The organism is Providencia sp. 2.29 (assembly GCF_015832305.1).
GTDB classification, from domain to species: domain Bacteria; phylum Pseudomonadota; class Gammaproteobacteria; order Enterobacterales; family Enterobacteriaceae; genus Providencia; species Providencia stuartii.
On sequence record NZ_CP065420.1, the window covers coordinates 566,621 to 584,624 of the forward strand.

Annotated in this window: 17 protein-coding genes and 1 pseudogene; 9 read left to right on the forward strand and 9 right to left on the reverse strand. The window is 41.8% G+C overall.

Annotated elements, in window-relative coordinates; genetic code table 11:
• Nucleotides 1-18: 18 nt before the first annotated feature.
• Nucleotides 19-558, reverse strand: a pseudogene (locus I3B46_RS02420) (transposase); the annotation flags it as partial.
• On the opposite strand from I3B46_RS02420, the gene I3B46_RS02425 reads away from it, so the two are divergent.
• Nucleotides 542-901, forward strand: coding sequence for a hypothetical protein (locus I3B46_RS02425; RefSeq protein ID WP_060560920.1), 360 nt, complete (start codon nt 542-544; stop codon nt 899-901). The pseudogene I3B46_RS02420 and the gene I3B46_RS02425 sit on opposite strands and share 17 nt — an antisense overlap.
• Nucleotides 902-1,336: 435 nt before the next feature.
• Here I3B46_RS02425 and I3B46_RS02430 read toward each other — a convergent pair whose 3' ends face one another.
• From I3B46_RS02430 to uvrA, 5 genes are all read right to left on the reverse strand, one after another.
• Nucleotides 1,337-1,624 (reverse strand): type II toxin-antitoxin system RelE/ParE family toxin, encoded by a 288-nt coding sequence (locus I3B46_RS02430; protein ID WP_014656874.1) that lies wholly within the window; start codon nt 1,622-1,624, stop codon nt 1,337-1,339.
• Nucleotides 1,621-1,884, reverse strand: coding sequence for a type II toxin-antitoxin system ParD family antitoxin (locus tag I3B46_RS02435; RefSeq protein ID WP_004924521.1), 264 nt, complete (start codon nt 1,882-1,884; stop codon nt 1,621-1,623). Before I3B46_RS02435 ends, I3B46_RS02430 begins: the two co-directional genes overlap by 4 nt.
• Nucleotides 1,885-1,962: 78 nt before the next feature.
• Nucleotides 1,963-2,301, reverse strand: a complete 339-nt coding sequence (locus tag I3B46_RS02440) for a hypothetical protein (RefSeq protein ID WP_104873021.1) — start codon at nt 2,299-2,301, stop codon at nt 1,963-1,965.
• A gap of 213 nt (nt 2,302-2,514) precedes the next feature.
• On the reverse strand, nt 2,515-2,625 hold the full coding sequence (locus I3B46_RS22620; protein ID WP_350244674.1) for a transposase domain-containing protein: 111 nt from the start codon (nt 2,623-2,625) through the stop codon (nt 2,515-2,517).
• Between the two features lie 249 nt (nt 2,626-2,874).
• On the reverse strand, nt 2,875-5,709 hold the full coding sequence (uvrA, locus tag I3B46_RS02450) for an excinuclease ABC subunit UvrA (protein WP_014656873.1): 2,835 nt from the start codon (nt 5,707-5,709) through the stop codon (nt 2,875-2,877).
• Between the two features lie 389 nt (nt 5,710-6,098).
• On the opposite strand from uvrA, the gene I3B46_RS02455 reads away from it, so the two are divergent.
• From I3B46_RS02455 to I3B46_RS02465, 3 genes are all read left to right on the forward strand, one after another.
• Nucleotides 6,099-6,614, forward strand: coding sequence for a single-stranded DNA-binding protein (locus I3B46_RS02455; protein WP_004924506.1), 516 nt, complete (start codon nt 6,099-6,101; stop codon nt 6,612-6,614).
• A 649-nt stretch (nt 6,615-7,263) separates the two neighbouring features.
• Complete coding sequence (locus tag I3B46_RS02460) at nt 7,264-9,363, forward strand: RecQ family ATP-dependent DNA helicase (RefSeq protein ID WP_004924500.1); 2,100 nt, start codon at nt 7,264-7,266, stop codon at nt 9,361-9,363.
• Nucleotides 9,360-10,709 carry a DNA-processing protein DprA gene (locus I3B46_RS02465; protein ID WP_104873020.1) on the forward strand — a complete coding sequence of 450 codons (1,350 nt, stop codon included), beginning with the start codon at nt 9,360-9,362 and terminating at the stop codon, nt 10,707-10,709. Before I3B46_RS02460 ends, I3B46_RS02465 begins: the two co-directional genes overlap by 4 nt.
• A 490-nt stretch (nt 10,710-11,199) precedes the next feature.
• Here the strand turns inward: I3B46_RS02465 and aarP are convergent, their stop codons facing one another.
• Together aarP and I3B46_RS02475 are read right to left on the reverse strand one after the other, a co-directional pair.
• Entirely contained in the window at nt 11,200-11,607 is a 408-nt protein-coding gene (gene aarP / locus I3B46_RS02470) for an HTH-type transcriptional activator AarP (protein ID WP_004924490.1), read from the reverse strand.
• A gap of 156 nt (nt 11,608-11,763) precedes the next feature.
• Nucleotides 11,764-12,930, reverse strand: coding sequence for an MFS transporter (locus I3B46_RS02475; protein WP_104873019.1), 1,167 nt, complete (start codon nt 12,928-12,930; stop codon nt 11,764-11,766).
• Nucleotides 12,931-13,315: 385 nt separating this feature from the next.
• Between I3B46_RS02475 and ivbL the strand changes: the two genes are divergently transcribed.
• The 4 genes from ivbL to I3B46_RS02495 all read left to right on the forward strand — a co-directional run bounded on the left by ivbL (nt 13,316) and on the right by I3B46_RS02495 (nt 16,348).
• On the forward strand, nt 13,316-13,405 hold the full coding sequence (ivbL, locus tag I3B46_RS02480; protein ID WP_154598840.1) for an ilvB operon leader peptide IvbL: 90 nt from the start codon (nt 13,316-13,318) through the stop codon (nt 13,403-13,405).
• A gap of 104 nt (nt 13,406-13,509) precedes the next feature.
• On the forward strand, nt 13,510-15,207 hold the full coding sequence (ilvB, locus tag I3B46_RS02485; protein ID WP_014656869.1) for an acetolactate synthase large subunit: 1,698 nt from the start codon (nt 13,510-13,512) through the stop codon (nt 15,205-15,207).
• A gap of 2 nt (nt 15,208-15,209) precedes the next feature.
• A complete protein-coding gene (gene ilvN / locus I3B46_RS02490; RefSeq protein WP_004924476.1) occupies nt 15,210-15,494 on the forward strand; it encodes an acetolactate synthase small subunit in 285 nt (94 codons plus the stop codon).
• Between the two features lie 191 nt (nt 15,495-15,685).
• Entirely contained in the window at nt 15,686-16,348 is a 663-nt protein-coding gene (locus I3B46_RS02495) for a hypothetical protein (protein WP_060560926.1), read from the forward strand.
• On the opposite strand, the gene I3B46_RS02500 is transcribed toward I3B46_RS02495, so the two are convergent.
• Entirely contained in the window at nt 16,345-16,902 is a 558-nt protein-coding gene (locus I3B46_RS02500; RefSeq protein WP_004924471.1) for a helix-turn-helix domain-containing protein, read from the reverse strand. The genes I3B46_RS02495 and I3B46_RS02500 overlap by 4 nt on opposite strands.
• A 224-nt stretch (nt 16,903-17,126) precedes the next feature.
• On the opposite strand from I3B46_RS02500, the gene I3B46_RS02505 reads away from it, so the two are divergent.
• The gene (locus I3B46_RS02505) at nt 17,127-17,879 is read left to right on the forward strand and encodes a sulfite exporter TauE/SafE family protein (protein WP_014656867.1); all 753 of its coding nucleotides are present in this window, start codon (nt 17,127-17,129) and stop codon (nt 17,877-17,879) included.
• The last annotated feature ends 125 nt before the right edge of the window (nt 17,880-18,004 follow it).

Sequence of the window (18,004 nt, forward strand, 5' to 3'; positions counted from 1 at the left end):
TGCTTGTCAGTTAAGTCATTAATATCGCCGTAACGGATACCGTTGCGGCTTTTTCTTTACTGCTCGGGGTAATGCCTTTGTCGCCTACTAGGTAGTACAAAACTTCCAGCCATAGCCAATATCATCATTGATGAATTTCGGTATTTTCCCCGGAGCTACTGCGGAAAGTAGGCTTAGTTGAGCACTCAGGTATAGCGCAGTTTGTTTAAATCCCATCTGATACGGTTCTGTATCTTTCAGGCTGTATGCCATCTGTGCCATCATAAATCGCAGTAAGTTATACGCGAGTACTATTCCCCATAATTCTTGATTTACCAATGCTGGCTTTTTGCTCCTCAATGTGAGTTCATTATTCAACATATGCTGCTTCATTTCCCTGAAGCCATGCTCTATTTCCCAACGATGCCTATAAAGGTCTGCAATATCGGCTTTGGGGTATCGAAGTGGCTCACTCATTGATGTTAATATCTGAACACCCTTTCCATTGATATTTTTTGTTATCAATCGGGCTCTCAATGTTATTGGGGAGTTAGCCCACTTTTTGCGTGCTTGGGGTGTAAAAGGGTTAAAGCAATCTGGCACAGGGATATTTGAAGAGAGTTATACACCAATGAGAACGCAGTATCCGATCGAACGAGAAGAGGCGTTCACGGTGCCTGTTTCATTCCTGAATTATTTGGATGGTAAGAAGGATAATTTTAATAAGTTTGATGTCATTGAAGTCACAAGTGATTTCCATAAACAGTATCCAAATATCGACAATCTCACGCCATCAGATAAAGGGACTATGATTCTATTTTTTGAATTTGCCACATCGTCAGCGAAAATAGGCGGAGAGGCAACAAGTTTTGATGGTGGTGAAATGGGTGGCGATGTCTTGGGTAGCACTTATGATAAATAGAACGTTTTTAAGATGGTTTTTGACTATTTTGTTGGTTTTATTATTTTATTTAGGCTTGGGAATTTTTGAATTCGGGTTTAGTTCAAGCTTTACATACAACTACACAGTGATAGGTAATGATGATCCAGTTACCGTTTGGCGCGCTTTCGTAGAGAGTTTGCGAATGAATCATGACACTGCAATGGCTTATGTTATTTTTGGCACTCCTATTTTGCTAATATTGTTATTTTTCATTCATAAAAAGATAAGATAGCAACTGTCATGACAGCTTTGGTGAGGGGTCACCCTCATCGGTATCGTTCGACCGCATTGAACCGTTTGATCAGGTCCGGTAACGACTCAGTAAGCCCATGATAGGCAATGGCCTTTTCACTTGCAGTCTTCCCCATTATCCCATTTTCCACAACGAGAAAAGCCACTGTTCCGCGTATATCGTTAACTGAAATGCGCAGGAATATCTCTGGAGCCGTGGAGTATGCGCTCTATGCGTACTTCAGCTTCCAGTACGCGGAAAAATAACAGGTATCGGCCATAAGCACAGCTTCTCAAGCCTGGCAAAATTTCTGGGCGTTCAGCATAGAGGGTCGGAGAGTCTGCAATAAGAAGACATTTTTGATACAGCTCTTCAATAAAACTCAGGGCCCTAATGGGATTATCCTTTGCTATCCAGTCACCGATCGATTCTAAATCCTGTACTGCCAGCGGTGATATACCCAATTTCATTTGCTACCGTTATCCTCAGCCAATGTGGCATACTTACTTGATAAACGGCTAAATACCGCGCTCGCATCTTTACTTTCACCGCTATTAATACCGTCAACTATTGCCGTTTGAAGTGCGGCAAGTTTTAATTGATTTTCCTGCTCTTCTAAAGCGCGAAGTCCTGCACGGATCACTTCACTTGTATTATTATATCGCCCGCTCTTAATCTGACTTTGGATAAATTCCTCAAAGTAAGGGCTTAAAGCTACACTCGTTGACATGGTTAAAATCCCTACTAGTTACCAACTATTATTAACTATTAGTATAAACCCGTTCTTATTTTTATCAATATCGAACAATCAACAATACCGTTCACCTGCATTATAACGGCGGATAAGATCTGGCAAGGACGTTTCCAAACCATAATAGGCGACCGTATGCGCACTGGCGGTCTGGCGCATAAAACCGTTCTCAACAGCAACGAATGCACTGATACGTGCAAAAATGGCGTTTTCGTCATGGTTAACTTCGACGAGAATGCCAGGTTCGATCAGCACACGTCGTTTCTTTCCCGTTTTACGACTCGTTGAACAGTGCTCGCCTTTAACGGTACTGGCACTCCTCGGCATAAATTGACCACCTTTGTAATACTCGCCATTGACGCCTAATTCCCCTCCTTTCTTTGCTTGGCCTTTCATTGGAACCCCCTTATTAAAGAAAGCCGGGGTTAGCCCGTAATGCTTGTCAGTTAAGTCATTAATATCGCCGTAACGGATACCGTTGCGGCTTTTTCTTTACTGCTCGAGGGTAATGCCTTTGTCGTCTACTAGGTAGTACAAAACTTCCAACCATAGCCAATATCTCATTGATGAATTTCGGTATTTTCCCCGGAGCTACTGCGGAAAGTAGGCTTAGACTTGAGCCATGGAAAGAGAACGAAAAAGAGAGATTTCCATTACAGCCCATACCATCATTCCCATCGGAAGACGGCGTTTTCTTATTGTAACAGCCCCAGTATCCACGAGACATTCGTCAATGAGTTCAGCGGAAAGGAGCTCAGAAAGGGCTGTAAATTATTTTGGCGAGAAAGCCTGAACAGTCTTGAGAGCTTGACTAAGTAACATAAAAAAATCCGTAATCTTGGGATGATTACGGATTTTTACAGCACTGTAGGATCGTTCAACCTATTATTGAGTTCTTAACTGACTGATCGGCATTAGGGTTTTGCCCGCGTTTTTCGATTTCAAAATAAGGCGCTGTCACGCTTGTGGTTAGTAGCCCCGTGCTAAGATGGGTTTTAAGAAACGAGCAGTATGCGATTTTTCACATTCAGCCACTTCTTCAGGTGTACCAGAAATCAAGATTTCACCGCCACCACTTCCCCCTTCAGGGCCTAAATCAACAATCCAATCAGCGGTTTTGATCACATCTAAGTTATGTTCAATGACGACAATCGTATTGCCTTGGTCACGTAATTGATGTAGTACCGTCAAGAGCTGCTGAATATCGGCAAAATGCAGCCCAGTGGTTGGCTCATCAAGGATATAGATGGTTTGCCCAGTACCGCGTTTCGATAGCTCACGAGCCAGTTTCACACGTTGTGCTTCACCACCGGATAAGGTCGTCGCTGATTGGCCTAAGCGGATATAGGATAACCCCACATCCATCAAGGTTTGCAGCTTACGAGCCAGTGCTGGCACAGCATCAAAGAAATCACGAGCCTCTTCGATAGTCATATCAAGCACTTCGTGGATACTTTTGCCTTTATATTTTATCTCTAATGTTTCGCGGTTATAGCGCTTACCTTTACATTGATCACAGGGCACATAAACGTCAGGTAAGAAGTGCATTTCAACTTTGATAACACCATCACCTTGGCAGGCTTCACAGCGCCCCCCTTTAACGTTAAAGCTAAAACGACCTGGATTGTAGCCACGAGTACGAGATTCCGGTACACCAGCAAATAACTCACGAATCGGTGTAAACACCCCTGTATAAGTCGCTGGATTTGAGCGAGGCGTTCGCCCGATAGGGCTTTGGTCGATATCGATGACTTTGTCAAAGTGTTCAAGCCCTTCAACATCAAGATAAGGTGCTGGTGTAATTGTGGTGGCACCATTCAATTGACGTTGTGCGATAGGGAATAAGGTATCGTTGATCAATGTGGATTTCCCTGAACCCGATACCCCAGTGATACAGGTAAATAGGCCAACAGGAAGCTTTAAGGTCACATTTTTCAGGTTATTCCCTTTAGCGCCAAACAGTTTGAGCATCTTGTCTTTATTGACGGGAACCCGTTTTTTAGGGATATCAATGCGCCGCTCGCCACTTAGGAACTTGCCTGTTAAAGAGTCTGTATTGGCGACAATATCTTCTAAGGTACCTTGTGCAACGATTTGACCACCATGGACGCCAGCCCCCGGACCAATATCAATGATATGATCTGCGGCGCGAATAGCATCTTCATCGTGCTCTACCACAATAACGGTATTACCTAGATTGCGTAGATGAATGAGGGTTTCCAACAAGCGATCATTATCGCGTTGATGGAGACCGATCGACGGTTCATCCAGAACATACATGACCCCGACAAGGCCTGCACCAATTTGGCTAGCGAGACGGATACGTTGCGCCTCACCGCCCGATAAAGTATCTGCCGAACGAGAAAGCGTTAAGTAATTAAGACCAACATTCACCAAAAATTTTAATCGGTCACTAATTTCTTTAAGGACTTTTTCTGCAATTTTTGCCCGTTGCCCGCTGAGTTTAAGATTTTGGAAAAACGCCATCGCATGACCAATACTGTAGTCAGCAATTTCAGGCAACGTGGTATTTTCGACAAAAACAAAACGCGCCTCTTTACGTAAACGTGTTCCGTGACATGTCACACAAGGGCGATTGCTAATGTATTTGGCGAGTTCTTCCCGTACCGCCGTTGATTCCGTTTCTTTATAGCGGCGTTCCATGTTATTGAGCACCCCTTCAAAAGGGTGGTGACGAACCGTAATATCGCCGCGATCATTACGATATTTGAACTCAATCGTCTCTTTACCTGAGCCGTACAGAATAATTTTCTGAATGGAAGGACTCAGAGAATCATAAGGGGCTTCAACATCAAATTTATAATGCTCAGCAAGGGATTGCAGCATTTGGAAGTAGTAGAAGTTCCGGCGATCCCAGCCACGAATAGCCCCACCTGCGAGTGATATCTCGGTATTTTGGATCACCCTTTCAGGATCAAAAAATTGTTGAACACCAAGGCCATCACAGCTCGGACATGCCCCGGCGGGGTTATTAAAGGAGAATAAGCGAGGCTCTAATTCCACCATGCTATAGCCGCATACCGAGCAGGCAAAATTGGCTGAAAACACTAACTCTTCTGCGTCGGGATCATCCATATCGGCAACAATCGCGGTACCGCCGGATAGCTCAAGAGCGGTTTCGAAAGATTCAGCGAGGCGCTGTGCGATATCATCACGGATCTTAAAGCGGTCAACCACAACTTCAATGGTATGCTTCTTTTGTAACTCCAACGTTGGAGGATCGGACAGATCACACACTTCACCGTCGATACGTGCACGAATATAGCCCTGAGAGGCCAAGTTATCTAACAATTTGACATGTTCACCTTTGCGGTCTTTCACGACAGGGGCTAATAACATCATGCGACGATCAACAGGCTGTGCTAGCACGTTATCGACCATTTGACTCACGGTTTGAGCCGCTAGCGGAATATCGTGATCTGGGCAGCGTGGTTCACCTACACGGGCAAATAATAAACGTAAGTAGTCATGGATTTCGGTGATTGTGCCCACCGTTGACCTTGGGTTATGAGAGGTGGATTTTTGTTCAATCGAAATAGCGGGTGATAACCCTTCTATATGATCAACATCGGGTTTCTCCATCAATGAGAGAAATTGCCTTGCATAGGCGGATAAGGACTCTACATAGCGCCGTTGACCTTCTGCATAGAGTGTGTCAAAAGCTAATGATGATTTCCCTGAACCTGACAACCCCGTAATAACTATCAGTTTGTCTCGGGGGATGATGAGATTGATGTTTTTCAGATTATGAGTGCGGGCACCGCGTACTTCGATATTATCCATTTACCACTTCCCGGATGATTTGATAGTGAACAATCATAAGTGAATCATTATCGCACAATTCAGACTGAATGAATATACAGTGTTTTATTAAAAAACAGATTATAATCATGTGATCTTGAGTTGTCGCGTTGTTGATTATATTCATTCGCACTGAACAAGGCTGGTGTTTGCATTGTCGAATTATTAATGTATCGCGTAGCTGCACAGTAAATTATTCAGGTTGTCAGTTTGTGAACCTTCAAGAACGATACAATTTAAATTTTCAAAGCTGCTCGCAACTTGAGCAAGCTACATCTATTTTAGTATGCAATTCGTATGCATTATGGGTTGGTCGTGCTAAACTTCACGACTAATACAGAGATTAAATTTAATGGATCAGGAGTGTTTAAATGGCCAGCAGAGGCGTAAATAAAGTAATTCTTATCGGTAACTTAGGGCAAGATCCTGAAATCCGTTACATGCCTAACGGTGGTGCTGTTGCAAACCTGACTCTGGCAACTTCTGAAAGCTGGCGCGATAAGCAAACTGGTGAAATGCGTGAGAAAACAGAATGGCATCGTGTCGTGATTTTCGGCAAATTAGCTGAAGTTGCTGGTGAATATCTGAAAAAAGGTTCTCAAGTCTATATTGAAGGTTCTTTGCAGACTCGCAAATGGCAAGACCAAAGTGGTCAAGACCGTTACACCACTGAAGTTGTGGTTAACATCGGTGGCTCAATGCAAATGTTAGGCGGTCGTGGTGGCGAATCATCAGGCCAAAGCCAAGGTGGTCAAAGCGGTTGGGGTCAGCCTCAGCAACCAGCGGCTCAGCAATTCAGTGGTGGCGGCGCCCCAGCGCGTTCACCAGCACCTGCGCCACAAAGCAGCGAACCACCAATGGACTTCGATGACGATATTCCGTTCTGATTGGAATAAAAATTCGAATTAAAGTAGATCTGAGGTTTTTTTAGCCGTCTGATTTACAAAGTGCAGAAAACAAACTTCAGCCTTCTAAGTGTGAGAACATTTAGAAGGTTTTTTGTTTTAGACAAATGTTGGGTGTTGAATAAATACTAGAAATATTATTTTTATTTAGGTAAATAGTGGTCGTTCCCTCTCTTTTCACCAATCAGAATCATTCCATTAGACTGAAAGATAATTCCCTAAAAGAAGCTATATGTAATGGCTAACAATACGGAAAGAGTGTTTGTGCTTTTACCAAATGAATTTATTGTTTCAGAAGCATTTTAATATCAATAAATTGAACAGAAATTTGAGAACGTTCGCAGTTTTTTACCTCCGGCTGGAAAAGGTAAAATGTGGCTTTATTATGCAGTTCATGAAGCGAGAAAATAATAATGGAAGTCGTGCTATTGCCTTTAAATATAAATAATATTAATGCAGTTGATATTTTTTGTTTCCTATTAGCTTGAATGAATACACGTGATATTCAGGTTGAAAATCGATGCTCTAAATTATCAGGCTGTTTGAATATAGCGAACATTATGCAATTTCACGACTTGTTGCTACCCAAACTTATCAACGGTGAACTTACCGAATAAATTAAGGAGTAATAATGAACCGTGCCGAAGCCCTACAACTACTAAGAACCGCTCTAGCTAGCCCTACTGCCGAATTTCGAGATGGTCAGTGGGAAGCGATTGATACACTAGTAAATCATCGACAGAAGTTACTCGTTGTACAGCGAACAGGTTGGGGGAAGAGTTCGGTTTATTTTATCAGTACGAAGATTTTCCGCGATAGAGGTATGGGGCCAACGATTATTGTATCGCCATTGTTGGCCTTGATGCGCAACCAAATTGAATCAGCGGAACGTTTGGGGATTGTGGCTGAGACGATGAACTCAACTAACCAAGATGATTGGCAAAGTGTTACGCAGCGTATTCACAATAATCAAATTGATTGTTTGTTGATTTCACCTGAACGATTAGCTAATGATAGTTTTATTGAAACAGTACTTCAGCCTATTGCAGATCGTATCGCTTTGATGGTGATTGATGAAACTCATTGTATTTCCGATTGGGGGCATGATTTCCGCCCTGACTACCGTCGCATTGTGAATATTTTGCGTCAGTTACCTGCAAACACCCCAGTATTAGGCACCACTGCGACGGCTAATAATCGTGTTGTCGATGATATTCAGGCCTTACTTGGTCATATCCGGATCCAGCGTGGTTCATTGATCCGAGAGAGCCTTGCATTGCAAACCATGGTTCTGCCCGATCAAAGTTCTCGTCTAGCATGGCTAGCTCAGGTAATTCCCAATTTGCCGGGTACAGGCATCGTTTACACATTAACAGTACGTGATGCTGAACAAGTTGCTGAATGGCTAAATCGTAACGGTATCGATGCGAAGGCTTATCATAGCAGCGTTGAAAGTGATGATTTTGAAAATAGTAATGTTTACCGTCAACATTTAGAGGAATTACTATTTAATAATCAATTAAAGGTGTTGGTGGCGACGACCGCGTTAGGCATGGGGTATGATAAACCCGACCTAAGTTTCGTTATTCACTATCAAGCTCCGGGGTCTATTGTCGCTTATTATCAGCAAGTAGGGCGTGCTGGCCGTGGTATTGACCATGCAGTAGGCGTATTAATGTCTGGTGTAGAGGATCGAGACATTCATGAATTTTTCTGGGGCTCAGCGTTTCCATCTGAAATGCAAGTCAATGAGGTTTTACAGGCGCTAGAACAGGGTGATGGTTTATCAATACGTAATATCGAGGAGAAAACTAACCTGCGCTACGGGCAGATTGAGAAGGTACTTAAATTATTGAGCGTGGAAAACCCGGCGCCCGTCATTAAAAATGGCAGCCGCTGGGTAAGGACGCCTGTACATTACCAAATGGATCATGCGCGTATTGAACATTTAACAGGACAGCGTGTTCAAGAGTGGCAAGAAGTACAGGCCTATTTGAAAGACAGTGGATGCAAGATGACCTTTCTGCGCAAAGCTCTAGACGATCATGACCCGACTCCTTGCGGTAAGTGTGCATCCTGTATAGCACGCCCAGTTGTCAACCAAGCCATCGACCCCGCTTTGGTTCATCGGGCGGGAACTTTTCTTAAGCACGCCGAGATGGCGATTAAACCTAAAGCACAGGTTGCCGCTAATGCTTTCTTGGAGTATGGCTTTAAAGGTAGTCTGCCACAAAATCTCCGTGCTCAAGAAGGACGGGTTTTATCACGTTGGGGGGATGCTGGTTGGGGGCGTTTAGTTGCAAACAACAAATATGCTGGGTATTTTAGTGATGAATTAGTCGAAGCGATGGCAGAAATGATCCAAAACCGCTGGAAACCAACCCCTGCACCACAATGGGTCTGTTGTGTACCATCGCGAAACCATCCAGAATTAGTACCAAGTTTTGCTCGCCGTTTAGCCTCGCGACTAGGCTTGCCATTTGTGAATTCTGTGAGCAAAATTAAAGATAACCAGCCACAAAAAAGTCAGCAAAATCGTTTCCACCAGTGCCAGAATTTGGATGGCGCATTTGCTATTACAGAATTATTATGTGGGCAGCCCGTACTTTTGGTCGATGACATTGTGGACTCCGGCTGGACGCTAACAGTCATCGCGGCATTATTACAGCAGGCAGGTAGTGGTATGGTATATCCAGTTGCACTTGCCTCTTCTTCGGTAAAAGACTCATGAATGTATCTAGCTCATTGTCACCAACAGCGCAAGCGACTTTATTACTAACTAGCTATTTTTCCAAGGCAAGTAGTGAAGCCGTCAAGCCGCTCACTAATACGGAGTGGGGGCGGTTTGCGTTATGGTTGAAAGAAAAATCAACGACACCAGCAGACCTTTTAGTCTCTGATCCGAAGGCACTACTCAGTGGGTGGCACGATGCTCGTATTAGTACAGAACGGATTGTGGAGCTATTGAACCGTGGGCATAGCCTTGCTCTTGCCATAGAGAAATGGCAACGGGCGGGTTTGTGGGTGGTTACGCGTTCTGATCCTGAATACCCAAAACGTTTAAAACAGCGGTTAAAAACAGATTCTCCCCCCGTGTTATTTGGTTGTGGGAATAAAGCGTTATTGAATATGGGGGGATTAGCCGTTATTGGTTCACGTAATGCAAGTGTGTCTGATCTCACTTATACAGACCAAATTGGTGCTAAAGCAGCATCCGATAATGTCGCGATTATTTCAGGGGCAGCACGTGGTGTCGATGAAACGGCAATGTTAGGCGCTATGCGGCAAGGTGGCGTAATTATTGGTGTGGTGGCGGATAATTTACTAAAAGCCGCAACGAGTAGTAAATGGCGTAAAGGGCTAATGGAGGGGCATGCGGTATTAGTATCACCTTTTTATCCAGAAGCGGGTTTTAGCACCGGTAATGCGATGGCTCGCAATAAGTATATTTACTGTTTAGCAGATAGCGCTCTTGTGATCCATTCAGGTAAAAAAGGGGGCACGTTAAGTGGTGCTGAAGAAAATCTAAAAAAAATGTGGGTGCCTCTATGGGTCAAGCCGACAATTGACAAAAGTGCTGCTAATGCTGATTTGGTCGCTAAAGGCGCGCGCTGGTTAACGGATGATGTGCAACATTCTAATATTGCAGAACTTATTAGAAATGACGTCAATAGTGTTGAGCAGGTAAAAGAAGAACAGCCTGATCTTTTTTCATCTACCGTTCCTGAACAACCAGAATTATTTGCAGAGCCTAATCCAATATTAGAAGCCAACCTGCCAGAGATAGAGAGCAATGTATCAAGTGTTGTGGAGCAAACAGACAGTTTGGCCGTTTCAAAGCAGTCTATAGAGATTGAGGAGCTGCGTTCAACCCCTGTAGATTTTTATCAATTATTCACAATGGAGCTTCAAGGGTTGGCTAAAGAACCAATTTCACTTGATGAACTTATTGCAAAGACAGAATTACACAAATCACAATTAAATGAGTGGTTGAAGCGCGCAGAAAAAGATGGCTTAGTAAAAAAACTCAAACGGCCAGTCCGTTATCAAGCGGTAATTGAGAAAGAGCAGGGCTAAATACCACGTAGTGGAACAAGGATGTTTTACTTAATTGGTAACAATTGAACGAGTGATGGCAGAGTAAGGGGGTTTTAGGGATTTATAGCATTGATAAACAATATCGCTTAATATGCCGATGATCCAATGGGGGAAGCTATTACAATATAGGAAATTAATACTGAGTATCATATTATTGTGATTTGAATGTAGAAAATGACACTAATATTATCACCGTATGCAATAGGTCTAGAAAAACACCTAAATATAAAAAGTTTCTAATTAGTATGGTTTTTTATTTAACCTAATAATGAAAATTTGTCTTTTTATATCAATTATAAAATATTTATCGAGGATGAACATTAAGGGTTTCTTAATATTCAATCAAAAGGAAAAAGGATAACAAATGGATTTAAATAAAAATAAAGCTCCAGTAAGTATTATTACTAGGAGCATATTAGTCAGTAATACAGTAATGCGTCAAATTTCGATGTCTTTTCATATTCAATGGTTAAGCGACCTTAGGCTCTAGTAACAAGAGGTCATTATAACCAGTGTCGGAAAGACGATATAAAGAAGGTGAAATACCTAAATAAGCTTTAAACCTTTTGGCAAAGGATTGTTGGGAGTCAAATTGGTATTTCAATGCAATATCAATTACTTGAAGGTTTGTGGTTTGTAGCTCTTTCGCCGCTTCACAGATCCGTCGACGGCGTATATATTCCCCTAAAGGCATACCGACAATTTTACGAAATACCCGTTGCAAGTGCCATTTGGTATATCCAGAATGTTGTGCAATATCATCTAATGATAATCGATTAGTAAGGTTTCCTTCTATCCAAACTAGGATTTCAGAGATAATAGAGGACTGAAATTGAGTATGTTTTCTGCTATATGAAATGGGTAATTTATTATACATAATACATTTCCTATTTGTTAGATTATAAGCATATTACTCATCGGATAGCTTTTGAATAAATAAAACTTAAACAGGTTATAATACAGTGTATTCCACTATGGCAGACGACGATTACACCTGTATATATAAAATTAAATACCTATCTTATTGTTTAATTCATTGCGTAATATGTTTTTTTAAAACAATACAAAAAACAAGAATGAAAATTGAAATGACCATTGACAGGACATTCATCAATTGCCAACCGAGCGAGAAAAATAACACACCGGCTGCAAGGCTACCTAAAGCACCAAAAGAATAAATAAGAAAATCTGTCATACCTTGCACTTTTGCTCTTTCGTGATCTTCATAGCCGAGAGGCAATAGTTGGGTGGTACTGATTAAAATAAAATTCCACGCGACACCAACGAATATGCCTGATAGTAGATAGTGATAAAATTGGCTTCCCAGCAGGTTTATTGTGGCAGAGAGAAACAGCAACAAAATACCGATAACGATGATCTTTTTTGTTCCAATACGATGAATAAGGTGCCCTGTAAAAAAAGAGGGTGCGAACATACCGAGTACATGGCACTGGAATACAAGAGCTATTAAAGAGAAGGGGAAATTGTGTTGTTTCATAGAGAGTGGAATGGAAGCGAAAGTCAATACCACTAACGCATAGCCAACCGCACTTACGATAGTAATTAATTTTAATATCGGTTGTGAATACAGTTGTTTATAACTACGTTTCGCTTTGCTATGGTTTTGCCTTTGTTGTTCGACTTTTTTCAAAGGCACTCTTAATAATAAAATAAAAGCGATAACATAGATGAGCGTTAATGCACTAAAGGGGCCAGCAAAAGGGTATTCAGTGAAAAAGCGCTGTGTCATAACGGCCAACGTTGGGCCGATTAAGGCGGCTGCAATTCCTCCACTCATCACTAACCCAACCGCTTTAGCATGTAAAGCTTTAGGAGCTTCTTCGAGCGCTGCAAAACGAAATTGTTGTGCTGTACCAATGGCAATTCCTGTAAAGAATAGGCCAATTGAGAAATAGGTTAAGTTGTAATAAATAATACCAACAATGGATAGAATGGCTCCGATCATCCCAGAAAAACTCCCCAGTATAAAGCCGAGTTTTCTTGAGTATTTCTGCATTAAATATGCAATAGGAATGGTTGCCATAATTAAACCAATATATTGGCTCAGGAGTGGAACCGTAGAGTAAGTCGGATCTACGGCAAGTTTCTCGCCGATCACGACTGCCACTGAAAGTACAATAGCATTCCCCGTTGTAAACAGTGCTAATGCGATAGCTAACCACCAAACATTTTTAGGCATAATACCCTCTAAAAATCAAATAAACTAATAGAAATAATCAGTTAAGCTGAGTTTGCTTTGCCAGTTTATTGTTGTGAAATACAGGAAATGTGCAGCTTACAACTTCAAGTCAACTTGAAGTCAAGAGGGAATATCAGTCAATTTAAGAGCCTGGTTGTTATCTCGGTTTAACGAGTGGATAAAACCAAAAAATAACTAATTGCCAGTTAAATGCTCTGGTAAGTTAGTAGTGTGATATTGATCGCGTTTTAAATGTGAGATGAATAAAAATGGAAAAAATGATTGTCATTGTGAACAAGATGTGTTTTCTTAAATGCACTTACACAAAATAATGATTAATAATTTAAACCAAATTAATATCGACAGACAGGAATAACCCGTGAACATGACTCTTCATCATTCAAACCTACTACTAACCGCGCCACGTGCCGCGGTGGTCGTGCGTGTGGTGGTGGTCGTGGGCTTAGCGCCGTAACGGGAACAATCAACGCAGATTAAAAACCCCGCCGGCGCAAACCGAGCGGGGTTTTTTTATGAATCGCCGCTCGAATCTCACCGGCTAGTGTGAAGGATAAGATTATGAGCGAATCGGGTACAACATCATCAGATAAAACCTGCTACACAGGTGCAGAACTGATAGTCCATTTGTTAGAAAAACATGGCATTACCATTGTTTCAGGGATCCCTGGCGGTGCAGCCCTCCCTTTTTATGATGCTTTAGGTAAAAGTAAGCAAATCCGCCATATTTTGGCGCGTCATGAGCAAGGTGCTGGCTTTATTGCACAAGGTATTGCGCGTACAACCGGAAAAGCGGCAGTGTGTATTTCATCGAGTGGCCCAGGGGCAACGAATTTAGTCACGGCCATTGCGGACGCTAAGCTTGACTCTATTCCACTGGTTTGTATTACAGGCCAAGTTCCTTCTTCAATGATTGGCACCGATGCTTTTCAGGAAGTTGATACTTATGGGATTTCTATTCCTGTCACAAAACACAACTATTTAGTTCGTAACATCAATGAATTACCGCAAGTAATTTGTGACGCCTTCCGAATCGCAGAGTCCGGTCGTCCCGGCCCAGTATGGATTGATATTCCTAAAGATGTGCAGACGGCAACGATCGAATTAGACGCATTGCCAGATATTCAGCCAAAAGATAAGGCGCCGAACTTTGAGATGGAAAAAGTGATCCAAGCGGCGGAAATGATTAATCAGTCGAAACGTCCTGTACTTTATTTTGGGGGCGGCGTGATTAGTTCAGGCTCCACAGAAACGGCGATTGCGTTTGCAGAGAAAGCGACATTACCAACGACGATGACACTGATGGCATTAGGGACTATTCCTATGCGCCACCCGCTCTACTTGGGAATGTTAGGAATGCATGCGGCGCGTAGCACGAATATGGTGATGGAAGAAGCTGATTTGCTAATTGTTATCGGTGCTCGCTTTGATGACCGAGCGATAGGTCGTGCAGAAAAATTCTGTCCTAATGCCAAAATTATTCATGTAGATATTGATAAAGCAGAGATCAGTAAAATTAAACGACCTGATATTGCTATCAATGCAGATGCAGGGCAAATTCTCGAGTTATTACTGCCGTTAGTTGAAAAAAATCAACGTGAAGAGTGGATGACAAGAGTTAATCAATTAAAGCAGGACTACCCATTAAATTTAAGCGAAGCCGATAATCCATTAAGCCATTACGGCTTAGTGCTTGCTGCTGCAAGAGCCGCGGGCGAAGAAGCGATAGTGACCACTGACGTTGGGCAGCATCAAATGTGGGCGGCACAGGTTTATCCGCTATCACGTCCTCGCCAGTGGTTAACATCTGGCGGTTTAGGCACGATGGGCTTTGGCCTTCCTGCCGCGATTGGTGCGGCATTGGCGAACCCAGAGCAAACCATCGTATGTTTCTCTGGTGACGGCAGCTTGATGATGAATATTCAAGAGCTTGCCACCGCAGTTGAGCACCAATTAAATATCAAAATTGTTCTGATGAATAACCAAGCATTGGGGATGGTGTATCAGCAACAAGAGCTGTTTTTTGATAACCGCATATATGCCGCAGCTTATCCATATCAAACAGATTTTATTAAAATTGCGGCGGGGTTTGGTTTGAAAACCTGTGATTTAAATACGGAAGCGGATCCTGAAATGGCATTAGAAGCGATTATGAACACGAAAGGTCCTTGCTTAATTCATGCCCTGATCGATGTGAATCAAAAGGTTTATCCAATGGTTCCACCGGGTGCAGCAAATATTGATATGATCGGAGCGTAATTATGGTTTTTGAACATCACCCAATTGCATTAGAACTTATTGTCCGCAACCATCCTGGTGTTATGTCGCATATTTGTGGACTGTTTGCGCGTCGTGCTTTTAATGTGGACGGCATTTTATGTATGCCAATAAAAGATAAAGATGAAAGCCGAATTTGGCTATTAGTACAAAAAGATGAGCGCTTGTCACAAATGGTGAATCAAGTTGAAAAACTAGAAGATGTTAGGGAAGTCCGTTTTAGTGATGACCTAAGACTATTTGAGACAATGCAAAACTATTTGCAATAACATTGCATCGCCACTGGCTCTCTATATTCAACCTACATTTATCCTGTAGGTTGAATTTTTTATTTGGTTTGAACGCACAATTTAAGCACATTTGTTTGTTTTAATGTTCTATTGTTTCTTAAAGTGAACAATGGTGGTATAACAAACTCAGCATTACGCTGTAAAGCATCAACAAATAAGTGGGGCATTTTATGCAGAATAATATTTATCTGACTGATACTTATCGCTATGAAATTCAAACAACTGTACTTGAAAAAGGCCAAGATGATGAGGGGCAATGGGTTGCGCTAAGGGATAATATTTTTCATCCACAAGGCGGAGGTCAACCAGCCGATGCCGGGTGGATCAATGATCAGCCTGTTCGTATTAAGAAACACCCAAATGGCTGGATAATTGCTTATTTAGCGCCGGATCAGAATTTGAATGTTGGTGATGCTGTCAGTGCGAAAATTGATAAGGCACAGCGCCAATATCATGCGGCTTTGCATACGACGGGGCACTTATTAAGTTGGGAAATGGCTTGTTTTGGATGGAAGGGGCAAAAAGGGCACCATTTTCCGAATGAGTCACGAGTAGAGTTTAGTGCAATTAGTGATAACCCCACCCCCATTGAACAACTAGATGAAAGGGAAATAGAAGCTTTAGTCAATCAACGCTTGCACAGTGACTATCCTGTATCTGTTGAACAACGAGGAGAGTTACGCCTTTGTCGCGTTTCTGAAGGTGATGAGGTGCCTTGTGGCGGCACTCATGTTGATTCACTCGGTAAAATTTGCCAGTTTGTGATTAAGTCGATGAAATATAAAAAAGGGATCTTGCGGATCAGTTATGATGCGAAGCATGTCGAAGTTTAGATACTGTCACTAAGATGCGAGTACGTCATCACGACTGTTGCATTTAATTCCCCCTCCATGCAGAGATAGGAGTGGGGAAAATCACAACTAAAGGCATAAAAATCCCCTTCTTCTAATAACACGGTTTGTTCATCTTTTAAGCGTAACATCAATGAACCAGTATGCAGCATGATATGTTCATGAGTTCCGCTCATATGTGCGGGGCTATTAATGATGGCGCCTCGTTTCATATTCAACTGCCATATTTCAGAAATATTGCCCATATTGATACGAAATTTAAATTGTTGTGAATAATCCCCTTGCTGAGGAGCTGACTTCACAAAGTAGGGGTAGGCTTCATGCTGTAATGTAAATAGATCACTCAATGGGAAGCGTAATGCGATGGCGATGGCTTCTAAGGTATCAACTCTTGGGTTTGAATCGCCAGACTCCAGTTTAGAAAGAGCCGCTTTTGAGATCCCTGATAAACGTGCTAGTTCATTCAAGGAGAGGTTCCTTGCTTGCCGGAGTAAGCGTACTTTTTGACCAATTTTAATGTTGATTTTTTTATCCACCCTGTGTCTTCCTTGAAAGTTAAATTATGCTGCTAATTCTACCATCATAACAACGTTATGTCAGAAACGTACTGATAAAGGCATAATATTTCGACAATGGAAGAAAATGAAGATGGCAACCTGATTTAATAATCAATCCGTTCACTTAGGTAATAAAAACAGGGCTTTTTTATTTATTCAGAAAAAATTATAGTGAACAAAAATACTCCCTGTAAGGGCTAATTATGCCGTTTGATTTTTTCTCGCTAGAAATGGCGATCTGTTTTTTTACACTACTGTGCGCTTATTTAGTTTTTGGGATGGCTGGGTTTGGATCCGCTTTGATAGCCACGCCTGTATTAGCAATGTATCTTCCTTTAAATATGATCGTGCCTATATTAGCACTGATTGATTTAACGGCGGCGCTGATCAATCTAGTAAAAGATGGTAAAAACGCGGATTATCAAGAAATAAAATGGATTATTCCACTCATGGTTGTGGGGAGTTTAATTGGTGCGGCTATCTTACTAAAAACACGCCCAGATATTCTGATTTTATTACTTGGTATATTTGTGATTTTTTATGTTATGAACGCCTTTTTTTCAAAGAAAGGCCAATCGCATTTTTCTAAGATATTAGTTGTTCCTTTCAGCTTGATCGGCGGTATTTTTAGTGCGTTATTTGGTAGCGGTGGCTTTATTTATGCTATGTACTTATCAAGCCGCATAGCCGATAAACAGCGCTTTCGCATCACCCAAATGACATTAATAGGCTTTAGCACGTTAACGCGTGTCACAATCTTTTTAGTGATGGGTGTCTATGTGAATGTCGATATTCTGCTGATGGCATTAGCGTTCTCACCCGCAATGTTGATTGGTATTTGGGCTGGGCGCCATATTACCTTGAAAATATCGCGAGAATCTTTCCTGAAAATTATCAATATTATTATTTTAATTTCAGGTATTGCCTTGCTATATCGTTATTTTTTTATTTTGTAACTCACGTCACTGTTAAAGATTTATCAGTATAAAATATAAAGCATGATACAATTACCTTTCGTCATCTTCGGTAATTCCAGATGATGAAGGGTTTTTATATTGTGTTTAACGTTAATAAATAGAAT

Bases quoted from the DNA above. Each gene is read 5' to 3' on its own strand.
- ilvB (WP_014656869.1), top strand. From the start codon at position 13,510: ATGAGCGAATCGGGTACAACATCATCAGATAAAACCTGCTACACAGGT.
- I3B46_RS02460 (WP_004924500.1), top strand. From the start codon at position 7,264: ATGAACCGTGCCGAAGCCCTACAACTACTAAGAACCGCTCTAGCTAGC.
- ivbL (WP_154598840.1), top strand. From the start codon at position 13,316: ATGACTCTTCATCATTCAAACCTACTACTAACCGCGCCACGTGCCGCG.
- uvrA (WP_014656873.1), bottom strand. From the start codon at position 5,709: ATGGATAATATCGAAGTACGCGGTGCCCGCACTCATAATCTGAAAAAC.
- I3B46_RS02430 (WP_014656874.1), bottom strand. From the start codon at position 1,624: ATGAAATTGGGTATATCACCGCTGGCAGTACAGGATTTAGAATCGATC.
- ilvN (WP_004924476.1), top strand. From the start codon at position 15,210: ATGGTTTTTGAACATCACCCAATTGCATTAGAACTTATTGTCCGCAAC.
- aarP (WP_004924490.1), bottom strand. From the start codon at position 11,607: ATGTATAATAAATTACCCATTTCATATAGCAGAAAACATACTCAATTT.
- I3B46_RS02475 (WP_104873019.1), bottom strand. From the start codon at position 12,930: ATGCCTAAAAATGTTTGGTGGTTAGCTATCGCATTAGCACTGTTTACA.
- I3B46_RS02435 (WP_004924521.1), bottom strand. From the start codon at position 1,884: ATGTCAACGAGTGTAGCTTTAAGCCCTTACTTTGAGGAATTTATCCAA.
- I3B46_RS02495 (WP_060560926.1), top strand. From the start codon at position 15,686: ATGCAGAATAATATTTATCTGACTGATACTTATCGCTATGAAATTCAA.
- I3B46_RS02440 (WP_104873021.1), bottom strand. From the start codon at position 2,301: ATGAAAGGCCAAGCAAAGAAAGGAGGGGAATTAGGCGTCAATGGCGAG.
- I3B46_RS02455 (WP_004924506.1), top strand. From the start codon at position 6,099: ATGGCCAGCAGAGGCGTAAATAAAGTAATTCTTATCGGTAACTTAGGG.
- I3B46_RS02505 (WP_014656867.1), top strand. From the start codon at position 17,127: ATGCCGTTTGATTTTTTCTCGCTAGAAATGGCGATCTGTTTTTTTACA.
- I3B46_RS02465 (WP_104873020.1), top strand. From the start codon at position 9,360: ATGAATGTATCTAGCTCATTGTCACCAACAGCGCAAGCGACTTTATTA.